The sequence below is a fragment of the Bacillus changyiensis genome (assembly GCF_027706145.1).
In the GTDB taxonomy this organism is placed as follows: Bacteria; Bacillota; Bacilli; order Bacillales; family Bacillaceae; genus Bacillus; species Bacillus changyiensis.
Genome location: NZ_JAQFWW010000001.1, coordinates 653250 through 665397 on the forward strand (window position 1 = coordinate 653250; position 12148 = coordinate 665397).

General features: G+C 37.5%; 16 protein-coding genes and 1 other RNA gene. 7 read left to right on the forward strand and 10 right to left on the reverse strand.

Features of this window, described 5'->3' with window-relative positions; all coding sequences use genetic code 11:
- Positions 1 to 82 precede the first annotated feature (82 nt).
- Positions 83 to 266: non-coding RNA, 6S RNA (gene ssrS, locus PDT38_RS03470), on the reverse strand.
- 116 nt (positions 267 to 382) lie between these two features.
- Here ssrS and PDT38_RS03475 point away from each other — a divergent pair.
- Positions 383 to 1141, forward strand: a complete 759-nt coding sequence (locus PDT38_RS03475) for an N-acetylmuramoyl-L-alanine amidase (protein WP_270799042.1) — start codon at positions 383 to 385, stop codon at positions 1139 to 1141.
- A gap of 141 nt (positions 1142 to 1282) precedes the next feature.
- On the opposite strand, the gene PDT38_RS03480 is transcribed toward PDT38_RS03475, so the two are convergent.
- The 9 genes from PDT38_RS03480 to PDT38_RS03520 form a co-directional block, all read right to left on the reverse strand.
- Positions 1283 to 1603 carry a SunI/YnzG family protein gene (locus PDT38_RS03480; RefSeq protein WP_270799043.1) on the reverse strand — a complete coding sequence of 107 codons (321 nt, stop codon included), beginning with the start codon at positions 1601 to 1603 and terminating at the stop codon, positions 1283 to 1285.
- Positions 1604 to 1691: 88 nt separating this feature from the next.
- Positions 1692 to 2309 carry a hypothetical protein gene (locus PDT38_RS03485; RefSeq protein ID WP_270800111.1) on the reverse strand — a complete coding sequence of 206 codons (618 nt, stop codon included), beginning with the start codon at positions 2307 to 2309 and terminating at the stop codon, positions 1692 to 1694.
- Positions 2310 to 2395: 86 nt separating this feature from the next.
- On the reverse strand, positions 2396 to 3373 hold the full coding sequence (nrdF, locus tag PDT38_RS03490; protein ID WP_270799044.1) for a class 1b ribonucleoside-diphosphate reductase subunit beta: 978 nt from the start codon (positions 3371 to 3373) through the stop codon (positions 2396 to 2398).
- A 20-nt stretch (positions 3374 to 3393) separates the two neighbouring features.
- The gene (gene nrdE, locus PDT38_RS03495; RefSeq protein WP_270799045.1) at positions 3394 to 5496 is read right to left on the reverse strand and encodes a class 1b ribonucleoside-diphosphate reductase subunit alpha; all 2103 of its coding nucleotides are present in this window, start codon (positions 5494 to 5496) and stop codon (positions 3394 to 3396) included.
- Entirely contained in the window at positions 5453 to 5848 is a 396-nt protein-coding gene (nrdI, locus tag PDT38_RS03500) for a class Ib ribonucleoside-diphosphate reductase assembly flavoprotein NrdI (RefSeq protein ID WP_270799047.1), read from the reverse strand. Before nrdI ends, nrdE begins: the two co-directional genes overlap by 44 nt.
- A 242-nt stretch (positions 5849 to 6090) precedes the next feature.
- Positions 6091 to 6303: a hypothetical protein gene (locus PDT38_RS03505; RefSeq protein ID WP_270799048.1), complete on the reverse strand. Its 213-nt coding sequence runs from the start codon at positions 6301 to 6303 to the stop codon at positions 6091 to 6093.
- Between the two features lie 168 nt (positions 6304 to 6471).
- Positions 6472 to 6693, reverse strand: coding sequence for an RNA chaperone Hfq (gene hfq, locus PDT38_RS03510; protein WP_006640257.1), 222 nt, complete (start codon positions 6691 to 6693; stop codon positions 6472 to 6474).
- A 40-nt stretch (positions 6694 to 6733) separates the two neighbouring features.
- Positions 6734 to 7681, reverse strand: coding sequence for a tRNA (adenosine(37)-N6)-dimethylallyltransferase MiaA (gene miaA / locus PDT38_RS03515; protein WP_270799050.1), 948 nt, complete (start codon positions 7679 to 7681; stop codon positions 6734 to 6736).
- 90 nt (positions 7682 to 7771) lie between these two features.
- Positions 7772 to 8173 carry a YmaF family protein gene (locus tag PDT38_RS03520; protein WP_270799052.1) on the reverse strand — a complete coding sequence of 134 codons (402 nt, stop codon included), beginning with the start codon at positions 8171 to 8173 and terminating at the stop codon, positions 7772 to 7774.
- A 129-nt stretch (positions 8174 to 8302) separates the two neighbouring features.
- On the opposite strand from PDT38_RS03520, the gene PDT38_RS03525 reads away from it, so the two are divergent.
- From PDT38_RS03525 to PDT38_RS03550, 6 genes are all read left to right on the forward strand, one after another.
- Positions 8303 to 8539, forward strand: coding sequence for a hypothetical protein (locus PDT38_RS03525; RefSeq protein WP_270799054.1), 237 nt, complete (start codon positions 8303 to 8305; stop codon positions 8537 to 8539).
- Positions 8540 to 8627: 88 nt separating this feature from the next.
- On the forward strand, positions 8628 to 8918 hold the full coding sequence (locus tag PDT38_RS03530; protein WP_270799056.1) for a hypothetical protein: 291 nt from the start codon (positions 8628 to 8630) through the stop codon (positions 8916 to 8918).
- Positions 8919 to 9054: 136 nt separating this feature from the next.
- Positions 9055 to 10314 carry a glycosyl hydrolase family 18 protein gene (locus PDT38_RS03535; RefSeq protein ID WP_270799057.1) on the forward strand — a complete coding sequence of 420 codons (1260 nt, stop codon included), beginning with the start codon at positions 9055 to 9057 and terminating at the stop codon, positions 10312 to 10314.
- Between the two features lie 106 nt (positions 10315 to 10420).
- Entirely contained in the window at positions 10421 to 10621 is a 201-nt protein-coding gene (locus PDT38_RS03540; RefSeq protein ID WP_270799059.1) for a hypothetical protein, read from the forward strand.
- Positions 10618 to 10917, forward strand: a complete 300-nt coding sequence (locus PDT38_RS03545) for a spore coat protein (RefSeq protein ID WP_172295037.1) — start codon at positions 10618 to 10620, stop codon at positions 10915 to 10917. The genes PDT38_RS03540 and PDT38_RS03545 overlap by 4 nt, the downstream gene beginning before the upstream one ends.
- A 197-nt stretch (positions 10918 to 11114) precedes the next feature.
- Entirely contained in the window at positions 11115 to 12131 is a 1017-nt protein-coding gene (locus PDT38_RS03550) for a serine hydrolase domain-containing protein (RefSeq protein ID WP_270799061.1), read from the forward strand.
- Positions 12132 to 12148: the final 17 nt, after the last annotated feature.

The window sequence follows — 12148 nt, forward strand, 5'->3', positions numbered from 1 at the left end:
CGGTCTATCGATTTTTTGTTAACATCATATTTTTATGTATAATTAAATGAACGCAAATAAAAAAGCCATTTTTCAAAATGACTTAAGTGCCGCATTTGCCGTATGCAAGTAAGAAAGTTTTAAACCACACTCCTCAAAGTGGGTGTCTGCAGAAACATTCTTGCCGTCCTCTCTTGGAAGGCTTGGCATTCCAGTTTCAATATAAAACTCCCTATTACAGCATAAAGGTTAAAACTTAATTAACATTACGTACAATGCAGCGTACTTAAATTATAGTATAAACCAAACAAAAAAACAACTTTTTTCTGTTATTTTAGAGATCAATGACAATAGTACAACCCATGATCATCTGTTTTTCATAAAATAGGTTGAGGTGAATGAAATGGTGAAAATTTTTATTGATCCGGGCCATGGTGGTATTGATCCAGGTGCAATCGGTAATGGTTTACAGGAAAAAAATTTGACACTAGACATCGCCTTAACTCTTGAAAGTTTTTTATTAAATGAATATGAAAATGTGTTGGTTCAGTTAAGCAGAAGAAATGACGAGACTGTCAGCCTTATGCAAAGAACAGATACAGCAAACAACTGGGAGGCTGACTTTTTTCTCTCTATTCATGTGAACGCTGGAGGGGGAAGTGGATTTGAAAGTTATATTTTTCCTGATGTCGGTATACCGACTACCACTTATCAGGATTTCCTTCATGAAGAAATTTTAAAAGTTGTCAATTTTCCAGATCGCAGTCAAAAAACCGCAAATTTTCATGTACTTCGAGAAACGATGATGCCGGCTTTATTAACAGAAAACGGTTTTGTTGACAATGTCGATGATGCCAATAAATTGAAATCAGAATTTTTTATCGATTCCATTGTCAAGGGCCATGCAAATGGACTAGCCAATGCTTTTAAACTAACCAAAAAGAGACCGCTCTATAAAGTACAGATCGGTGCCTTTAAAGAAAAACGAAATGCAGATTCTCTTGCCCACAAGGCAAAAGCAAAAGGATTTGAAACGGCCGTCATGAATAGAGACCGCTTATTTAAAGTACAGATCGGTGCTTTTTCTAAAAAAGACAATGCTGAAACACTTGCTCAGAAAGCAAAGAATAGCGGTTTTGATGTTTTTATTGATCAAGAATAGAGTAAAAAGACTTGCCCGAAAAAAGTAGAATTGTTAAAAGTTATCGATCAAAATTGCTGACTATATGAGCGTTTGTTAAACATGAAAAGGGCGTCCAATAGTCAAAACTCGACTCATTGGACAGCCCCTTTCTTAACACTATTATGATATCTTAGCATCTTTAAATTTGTTCATCAGAAGATGTGAACCATTTAAAAAAATGAGATAATTGTTTGTTTTGGTTTTTATCACTACTCTATCCGGCTGACCATACGGTATACCGATCCTATGGTCAACACGCTCTGCTGTTCCGTACTGATCCGATTCTTTAATCGCAACAATGTCGACAAGAGGTATTTCTGTTTTAGATAGACCAAATTTTAAGACTAGACAATTCTCTTTAATAAAATATCTAGTGTTTAGAAATATTGTAAAGAAGAAAACTCCGAAAACAACCAAAAGAACTGTTAGAATAAAAAACATTTTTATCCCTCTCTTCCTTTTTAAATAAAATTTTAACAAAAAAATCTAAGAAAATCTGCTACAAAAGCAAATTTTCTTAGATTTCAATTCAAACTAGTATATCAACGACAAACTGTGACCATGACTCAAGTCTGTCATATACACTTTTCTCTTTCAAATCAGAAGCCCTCATCCAACGGCCGGCAATCTGGTCCTTTTCTTTTACTTCAACATGTGCACCCGGTTTTAATTCAAGTGCAGAGAGGATACCGATATGCACTTTACCAACATTGTTTTCATCATCATTAATCAGTCCAAGCGTGCTCATTTTAACTTTGGATTCTTCCTCAATCATTAATTCCTCGTCAAGTTCCCTGTCTGTATTTAATTTTAAAATGTCAGAGAACGCTAAGTCAGCCACAAAGTTCATATGGCCGCCAAAGCCAAGGGAAAGTTTGTTGTGAAGCCGGGCTTCACCACCTCCCTCAAGCCGTTCATAAACGAATATCTCATCTTCCCTTTTAATCACGACATATGGAATTGGCTGTTTATAAGAAGGGTTTTCCTCAGCATCCCCTCTTCTCATTTCCTTAAAATTATCTTCAATATGTTTCATAATCTTTCCGATTGTCTCTTGATCGCTATTCACACCTTGAAATGTCAAGGCTTCATTTGCAAATACATGCGCTCGTGGTGCCACGAGAATCATTTCATCCATTTTTCCCATTGTCATCGTTTCCTCCTCAGAATAAAAGAGCAGAGGGGTTCTGCTCTTTTGCCCGGCGATATAAAACCCGCCATGAACATCAAATTTTATTGTTCGTCAAAATAAAAATCGTCATCTTTTAAAGGTTCAACGGTTGCTTTTTTATAACCGTTTCCTTTCATAGAGAAAAAGTCATGTGACTTCGTCTTTGTATTTAAACCGTTCAATACGATCGGGTTGATCTCTTCTTCTTCAAAATAAGCCTCAAATCCAAGGTTCATGAGCGCTTTGTTTGCATTATAACGAATGAATTTTTTCACATCATGTGAAAGACCAACTTGATCGTACAGATCTTCTGTATACTCAAGTTCGTTTTCATAAAGCTCTTTGAGGAGATCGATCGCAAACGTATATAATTCTTGTTGCTTGTCAGGAGTCTGCATGTTGTAAATTTCCTGAGCAAGCAGTCCAACATATACACCGTGGATTGCTTCATCACGCAGGATCAAATTTATGATTTCACCGCTTTGCATCAGTTTTCCCTGTCCATAAAAATAGAGAGGATAGTAAAAGCCACTGTAAAATAGAAAGCTTTCCAAGTAAACGGATGCGACCATCGCTTTAAATAACGATATTTTGTCGCCATGGCGGATTTTTTCATAAAGTCCGACAATGATTCGTGCTTTTTTTTGCAGATATTTATTTTGTTTCACCCATTCAAACACTTCATTAATTGTCTCTGTTGGTGCAAGTGTCATAAAAATGTTTGAATAGGATTTAGCGTGAACAGCATTTTCCATCATCGCCATGAAATTCAGAACTGCTTTACGCTGATGGCCTTCAACATGTTCTGCGACAAGAGGCATACCGGTGTTTCCTTGCTCTGTATCGAGAAGCGTCAACCCAGCGAGTACTTTCATGTAAGTGTCCTGCTCATCAGAACCCAAATATTTCCACGTAAGAAGATCGCCATTCAATGCGATTTCTTCCGGGAGCCAAAACTGCTTTACGTTTTGGTTATAAAACATTTGGGTAAAATCATCTTCATGCTTTGACCAGTTTGCTGCATCATATATTTTCGTCACTTTTGCATACTCTCCTTTAATCAAACGACACAAGAAAGGCAGCCTTCTTGCCCTGTATCTTTCGTTCTTGCATAGTAAAGTGTTTTAATTCCTTTATGATGGGCATAAAGGTCGATCCGATTCAGATCGCGTGTCGTCATTGTATCTTTTAGGAATAATGTAAAACTGATCCCTTGGTCAACATGCTGTTGAATCGTTGCAATCATATCAACAACTCTGAACATATCCATATCGTATGCTTCTTTATAGAAAAACCAGTTGCTTGGTGCAAGTCCTGGCATTGGATAGTAGGTTTTCGAATTGCCATATGTCCTTTCTTCAATTCGTTCCATAATCGGCATAACCGACGCAGTACTTGACTGCACATATGAAATTGAGCCTGTCGGTGCGATACACAGTCTATAGCTGTGATACAAACCATGCTCTCTTACAAATTCTTTCAACCGTTCCCAGTCTTCTTTTGTCGGAATATGCATACCTTCAAAAAGATGTGCAACCTTGTCCAACTTTGGTGTGAAGTCTTGTGTCACATACTTTTCAAAGTATTCTCCAGTCGCATAAGCAGAACCTTCATATTGATAGAATGTTTCACCTTTTTGTTTGGCAATTTCTGCTGATCGCTCAATCGAATAAAAATTCATCATCATGAAGAAAGTATTTGCAAAATCTCTAGCCTCTTCACTTTCATATGCGATACCATGTTGCGCCAAATATCCGTGAAGATTCATCGCCCCAAGACCGATTGATTTCATGGCTTTGTTCGCTTTTCTGACAGCGGGTGCGTTCGTAATGTTTGTCGTTTCTGAAACATGTGTCAATGAATCTGTCGCAAGTTTGACCGTTTGTTCAAGTGATTGGTTTTTCATCACATTCAGGATATTTAAAGAACCAAGGTTGCAGGAAATATCGAGACCGATCTCATCTTCTTTACCATAGTCAGTATAGGACGAAACTTGGGAAGCCTGAAGAACCTCTGAACAAAGGTTAGAAAACTTCACCTTTGACACATGATTCAATGCATGGACTTTATTGACATTGTCTTGGAACATGATGTATGGATACCCAGATTCCGATCTTAACATCGCAAGTTTCTCTAGCAGTTTACGGGGATTTATCTTTTCTTTTTTCACCCTTGGATCTTCCACTAACTGATCGTACATCTCGTCCATATTCATTTCGTCCAAATGCTCACCGTATGCTTTATAAACAGTGTGAGGATAGAATATATATGCCGCTTTATCTTCTCTTGCAAGTTCAATAAACTTATCAGGAATGACAACACCGATAGACAGAGTTTTTACCCTGACATCTTCATCTGCAGAGATTTTCTTCGTATCTAAGAAATCATTAATGTCACGGTGAAAAATGTTTAAATATGCTGCACCTGAACCTTGTCTCTGCCCCATCTGGTCGGCATAGCGAAACGCGTTATCAAGAAGCTTCATTACGCCGACAACCCCTTTTGTGGCATTTTCAACGTCTTTTATTGCTTCACCTTTGGCTCGCAATTTTGAAAGATTCAGAGAAACGCCTCCACCAAGCTTGGAAAGCTGCATCGAAATATCCACGGCCCGAGAAATGTCATTTAATGAATCATTCACTTCTAGAAGAAAACAGCTAACAAGTTCACCACGACGCTTGCGTCCAGCATTTAAAAAGGTTGGTGTGCTTGGCTGATATTCCTGATTGATCATCACCTTGACAAATTCTAGTGCCTTCTCTTTATCACCATTTGCAAAAAATAAAGCGACAATTGAGATCCGGTCTTCATAGCGTTCAAGTATTTTTTTCTTGTCATTTGTCTTCAACGCATAATCGTTATAAAACTTAAACGCGCTCATAAATGACGGAAATCTAAATTTTTTAGCATAAGCTAGTTTAAACACTTCTTTGATTTCTTCAAAAGTGTACTTGCTTAAAAATTCTTCTTCATAGTATTGATTTTTGATTAAATAATCGATTTTCTCTTTCAGATCATGAAAAAAAACCGTATTTTGGTTGACATAGTCTACAAAATAACTATGTACAGCTTCTTTATCTTTATCAAACTGAAATTTTCCATCTTTCTGGATCATGATCTCATTGTTTAACTGGATCCATTTTGGCACTTGATTTTGTGACAATTCTTTCTACCTCCTGAGTAAATCGTTCAACATCTTTGATCGTCCCACTGAGTTCAAATTGGTGGAGAATCGGAACCTGATACTGTTTCGATATTTTTTCTGCACTTTTTGCAAAATACTCTCCCCACACTCTGTTCCCGCTTGCAGCAACTCCTCTTAACAGATGAGCATTTTTTTCTAGAAACATCTCAGTTGTTTTCGGAACTTCCCCAAATCCTGTTGTATAGGTGACTAAGATAAACGGTTCATCTAAGTATTCCTCTGTGTTGGCTTTCTTTATATTCCGAAATGGTGTTTTATCCACAAAGCGCTGAACATTCCCCGTCTTTGAATCAAATACAATTTGAATCAACATTATCACAACCTATTAAAATTGTTTCTAAATTTGACCTTGCACAATATATGGTATACTATCACTCATCAAAACACAACATATTGATTCGAGACGAAAAAAAGTTCACATTTATGTATCAGCATAACAAGCTGCAAAGGCAAAGAAATATGAGTAGAATAAGAGCTGTATGCTCACTCTACTCATAAACTGAAATTATCATAACATGAAAAAAAATAAGATAGTAGACTAGACTTTTTCACTTATTTTTTGTAAGTATCACAACACTTGTTCTCACATACCTCTTTAATATCGGCTTCGATTCCAAGTTCTTTAAGAATGGATTGAACAGCGGTTAAGATCGAGGCTTCCCTAACCAGTTCTTTTCCATTCACAATGATGCTTGTGCCATATTCATAACAAGAATCATTTTCACATGTTTCTTCCCAATGGTTGATGACAATATTCGGTTTCATGATTCTGTTCATTCCTCCTGCGAAAAAACGGTTTAGTTTATAGTTTATCGATTAGTAGACAGTTTGTAAATTTGAAAGCATTGGATTGGATTTCCCCCTCGAACTTCGGATGTTAGAAAATGCAAAGAACCATGCCGGCCGACGACATGGTTCATTTTGAAAAGATGGTTATTCGAGCTCAAGCTGAACATTTTTTTGCGGTGCAAAAGTAGAAATCGCATGCTTGTAAATAAGTTGCTGTTTCCCTTCCGTTTCAAGCAATACTGTGAAATTGTCAAACCCTTTTACTTGACCTCGGAGTTGAAACCCATTTAGTAAAAAGACTGTGACAAATGTATTTTCTTTACGAATCTGATTCAAAAACTGGTCTTGAATATTTATCGATTTCATGTTCTTGATCCTCCTCATTTCTCTATACATATTGTTTCGCTTAAAATTCGATCTTTCCTGCTATATATGTGAAAATTTCCTGCTTTTTCTGCTCGATTTTAACCGGTGGTGTCATATCGAACCATGTGACATCCATTTTATTTCTAAACCATGTCAGCTGCCGTTTAGCATAGCGTCTTGAATTTCGCTTTAGCGTTTCGACAGCCGCTGACAGTGTCTCCCTACCTTCGAAATATGCAAATAGTTCTTTATAACCGATCGCTTGCACAGACTGCGAGTGTCTCACTTTTTCATCTTCAAAAAATTGCCTTGCTTCTTGCAAAAGTCCTTCATCCATCATTTGATCAACCCGTTTGTTGATTCTGTCATAAAGCACTTGGCGGTCCATTGTCAAACCGACAAGTGCTGTGTTATATAAAAGTTCTTTTTGTTGATCTTCGATATGTTGGGACATTGTTTTCCTAGAGGTATGTAAAATCTCAAGCGCTCTAATGACCCTGCGAACATTATTTTGATGAATCGCTTCTGCCGCTTTAGCGTCGCGTTCTTTTAGTAAAGAGTGCACATATTCATTCCCTTTTTCAACTGCAAGTCTCTCCATTTCTGCTCGAAACTTAGAATCTCCTGCTTCTTCTGTGAATGAGTAGTCATAAAGAACCGACTGAATGTAAAGCCCCGTTCCCCCGACAATCATCGGCAATTTGCCACGGTCTTCAATCTCAGCAATTTTTTCTCTCACAATCTGCTGATACTCTGCAACTGAGAAAGGTTCTGCAGCATCTTTAATATCAAGAAGATGATGTCGTACTCCATTCATTTCTTCAGCTTTAATTTTTGCTGTGCCAATGTCCATTTTTCTGTAAATTTGCATCGAATCTCCGCTAATAATCTCTGCGTTTAAACTGTCAGCCAACATTACACTCAATTGTGTCTTACCAACCGCAGTCGGACCGATCATGACAATGACAGATGGTTTGTTTTTATTCATTATTGATCACTCTCTTTTATACAATCTCCTCCCATTATACCTTTTTAGCTTTTAAATTTCATTTTATCCAATTTATACCACATATAAACATTACCATCCGAGCGGTTCATTCCCGACCACTTCTCTCGTCACACCGCGGTATGAATGTCTATGCCTTTCTTTACGGCCCCCGCTTACATAAACAATCCCCCCATACTGAATAGAGGGAGACTCTGTGTAGGCAAAATAAGTCGTCCCTCCTATCTCATGATAGTGGGTCCCATCCCTTCTCAAAATGGCCGGTCCAGTAATCCCGTAATATCTATGGTAATGACCATTTTCAAATGAGGTAACTCCTGAATAAAAATGGATATGATCGTCTGTATTACTTCCATTAGCCGGCTGTGAAAATCCCTCAATTAAATGAACATGCCCCGCAAATTCAGATGTTCTGGCCCGGTACGCATGAGCATGGGCGGGGGCCTGAGCCCAATCTGACCGATATAATCCCATTTTGCTCTCTCCTTTTAAGACGGTGCCATAGAAATTCTGACGACCTATAGCCGTCTGCCCAAGCAAAAACAGTTAGGCAGAATACATTATTGTAGTCAAGTATCATTATATTATTGGAGGGATTTTTTTATGAACCTAATCGGACATGATCATTTTTCTCACGGTGATGATCGAATTATCGGAAGACCTTTTTATGGAAGGCCCTTTTTCGGAAGACCCTTTGGCGGACCATTCTTTTACGGTCCCGGTCCGTTTTTCGGTGGATTTTTAGGAGGTCTTACAGCAGGGGCACTGCTAGGTCCATACGGTGGCTACGGTGGCTACGGTGGCTACGGCGGCTACGGCTATCCTTTCTTTCCGTACTAGGTTTAGATGGGAACACGCCTAACACATAGGGCATGAGCGGAGCATAAGCTATAATCGAATTCATCAAAGACAAGAAAGGAAGAGAATAATGGATTACACGAATCATATGTATTCAATGCAAAGTGGACAGTTTCCGCAATATCCACAATCAGAAAAGGCAGCCCATACGATGAAAACCCCTTTATATCCACAACTCAAATCCATGACATTAAATACGATCGCTCCTTTTGTTTCTTATGGTTTAAAGGAAGCAAAGGGCACTTCTTATCAACATGCCATGACAGAAGTGGCTGCGATGGCATATTTACTGGGGCGTGGAATGGATCCACAAACCGCTTATCAAACAGTAGAATCTTGGGAAATTAATGAAATGTTTTAAATGTAAATGACCTTCAGGAAAATCCTAGCTATCCCTAGGGTCTTCCTCTTGTTTTTTTAAAACAGCATGAATAGATCACCTCCAACATATGAATATTTAAGAGTTTCACAAGTCATGAAAAAAGGAAGTGGATTTGTTGTTCATCTATACCGTTCGGCCTGGAGACTCTTTATTTTCCATTGGTGCGAAATTAGGAATTTCGTTGGATCAGATCCGCTTAACAAACGGACTAATCGAAACAAATATAGTTCCAGGTCAAACTCTTTTTATTCCTCTTTATACATACACTGTTCAATATGGAGACACTTTTGATTCGATTGCAAATAAGACATTTGTAAGTGTAAATAGCTTGAAAAAGGCAAATCCAGAGATAACCCCGAACCTCTTACACCCGGGAATAAAATTGACAATCCCCAAAACTTCAAAAAAATACATAACGGGTTTAGGTTACTACACATTAAGAAATCCCTTGTTAGATCAGGGACTGATCAAAAATTTTGCTCCCTACACCACATACTTAGCGCTTTTTGAATATCACTTTTCAAGTGAAGGATCTTTAAGTCAACTCAATGATTTGACAGCGATTAAAACAGGATGGAAAAACCATGTCTCTCCCATTATGACGGTTACCAATTTAACAAAAACAGGATTTAGTTCAAACCTGATTCATCAAGTATTACATCAGCCAGCTATTAGACGAAACTTAATTGAAAACATTTTTCGTACCATTCAAACAAAGGGTTATGCAGGAGTTAATATTGATTTTGAAAATGTCTCAGCTAAAGACAAGGATTTATTTCCTGCCTTTCTAAATGAACTTAAAGAGCGCCTTCATCCATCCGGTTATGTTTTGACTGTTGCTGTCCCACCAAAAACAAGTGATCATATCACATGGTTACATGGTTATGATTATTCAGCTATTGCCTCTTTTAGCGACTACATGTTTATTATGGCTTATGACTGGCACCATGGAACAAGTGAGCCTGGACCAATTGCACCAATTGAAAAAGTAAGACAAACCATTCAATTTGCCCTCAATCATGTTCCAAAACATAAAATGATTCTCGGTTTCCCGCTTTATGGGTATAACTGGACACTTCCTTATCAAAAAGGTGTGGTCTATCCAGGAATCTCAAACCAACATGCCATTCAGCTTGCAATGAAATATCAAGTTCCTGTTCAATATGCAAAAGAATTTGAATCACCATTCTTTCAATATGTAGATGAACTAGGTAACAAGCATATGGTTTGGTTTGAAGATGCACAAAGTATTGGTAGGAAAATGAAACTTATGCAAGAGTATGACCTTGATGGTGGAGGTGTCTGGCAGTTGACATTAAGTTTCCCACAAGGCACATGGCTATTAACTAAATTTTTCCGTATTCGTAAAGTTTAATGGGTATTTGCTAATTGTTCCAATAAATCAATTGAATAAATCTAGCTTGAAATCATGAAAATATGAATGAAACAGAAGAAAACTATATGAACAGGAGTGTTGATGCTTGAACAATGCTATTCATGAAACCCTGGAACTTCATGAGCTGTTAATGTTTAAAAATCTTTGCTTGACAAAGTCTGCAACGATGAGTGGTCTGGTAAAAGATCAAGAGCTTAGAGATATTTTACAGCGGGATGCATCTCAAACAAAACAACAGATTGAACATTTACAAGGTCTTTTAACGGTTAGGAGTGAAACACTGTGAATGATTTCATCCAAAACATGACAGGGATGGGAGCATTGACCGAACAAGTAGTCGCAACTGATTTTCTCATCTCTGCCAAGTCAGGGGTAAAAAATATCGCTGTTGCCATTACCGAAACTTCCTCTCCAGAAGTACGTGAAACATTAAAACAATATTTAAATGACGCCATTGACACCCATGAACAAATTACCAATTATATGATTTCTAAAGGTTATTATCATCCGACCAACCTCTCGGAACAAATTCGTATGGATCTACAAGCCGCGGAAAAAGCTAAAGATCTACCACAAATTTAGAGGGTTGTTAAAGGTTTGAACATGATACAAAGCCAGTGAAGAAAAATACTTCACTGGCTTTGTTTTTTAAAATTAGCTTAAATTATAGCCCGTTTTATAGTAAACATAAAAAAACTTTTATAAAGTTATGTTGTTATGATTTTATTTCATTTCCTTTTTCATTATATTCTAGGTAGATTCTGAGAGGACTGGTTCTATTGACATACACAACAGAACAGCTGGATACCTATCTGGAGAAACGGGCGTCCAACCATTGTTTTCATGGTAGTATTCTTTTAGCTGATCAAAGTGGCATTATTTTATCCAAAGGCTATGGATACTCTAATTACAAGGATAAAGTCAAAAATAAAGCGGATACTCGCTTTCAAATTGCTTCATTAACAAAACAGTTTACAGCAATGGCTATTATGCAACTTCATGAAAAAGGTCTGATTGACATATCTGACCCCCTTGAAATATATTTAAATGACTATCCAAATGGGGACAAGATCCTGATCAAACACTTGTTAAGCCACACTTCAGGTATTCCTGATTTTTTAACAGAAGAGTTGCTCGATATTGAATTAGAGCTTACACCGATTGATCAACTCATTACGCGTTTTATTGACAAGCCACTCGAGTTCAATCCTGGCGAGAAATTTAATTATAGCAATTCGGGCTACATCCTTCTTTCCAAAATATTGGAAATTGTTACTAAAGACTCTTACCCAAATGTCATTCAAAAGTTAATATTTAAACCGTTAGGCATGAATAATTCCGGTTTTTTCACTTCACCGGCAGATATTGCTCCAACTGTTGGGTACATATGTATGAATCAGGCAGTCATTAAAGCACCTACTATATACGGTCATGGAGAAAGTGGGCTCTTCTCAACAGTCGAGGATTTGTATTTATGGGATCGCGCTCTTTATACTGAAAAACTGTTAACGAAAAGCGTACTGAGAGACACCCTTTACACCTGTCTCAAAAGGTCAGCTTATCAAAAACAAGGCCCTGTGTTAAACCTTATACAAAACAATTCGATCGGGTATGGATGGTTTATTAATAAACAAAACACATATAAATTATGGCATGAAGGCGAAATCCACGGTTTTTACAGCACGATCAACAGATATATCAATCAAAAGAAGGTACTCATTATCCTTAGTAATTGCAATTTATCAAAAACTGACGAGATTTTCACCTATTTAGAAAACACATTGCTAAACATTTAAAAAAGAAAGGCAGAAAC

What these genes read in the sequence shown, in the direction of transcription:
- hfq (WP_006640257.1), bottom strand. Translation starts at nt 6,693, where the DNA reads ATGAAATCGATAAATATTCAAGACCAGTTTTTGAATCAGATTCGTAAA.
- PDT38_RS03530 (WP_270799056.1), top strand. Translation starts at nt 8,628, where the DNA reads ATGGATTACACGAATCATATGTATTCAATGCAAAGTGGACAGTTTCCG.
- PDT38_RS03480 (WP_270799043.1), bottom strand. Translation starts at nt 1,603, where the DNA reads ATGTTTTTTATTCTAACAGTTCTTTTGGTTGTTTTCGGAGTTTTCTTC.
- miaA (WP_270799050.1), bottom strand. Translation starts at nt 7,681, where the DNA reads ATGAATAAAAACAAACCATCTGTCATTGTCATGATCGGTCCGACTGCG.
- PDT38_RS03525 (WP_270799054.1), top strand. Translation starts at nt 8,303, where the DNA reads ATGAACCTAATCGGACATGATCATTTTTCTCACGGTGATGATCGAATT.
- PDT38_RS03475 (WP_270799042.1), top strand. Translation starts at nt 383, where the DNA reads ATGGTGAAAATTTTTATTGATCCGGGCCATGGTGGTATTGATCCAGGT.
- PDT38_RS03520 (WP_270799052.1), bottom strand. Translation starts at nt 8,173, where the DNA reads ATGGGATTATATCGGTCAGATTGGGCTCAGGCCCCCGCCCATGCTCAT.
- PDT38_RS03485 (WP_270800111.1), bottom strand. Translation starts at nt 2,309, where the DNA reads ATGGGAAAAATGGATGAAATGATTCTCGTGGCACCACGAGCGCATGTA.
- PDT38_RS03505 (WP_270799048.1), bottom strand. Translation starts at nt 6,303, where the DNA reads ATGAAACCGAATATTGTCATCAACCATTGGGAAGAAACATGTGAAAAT.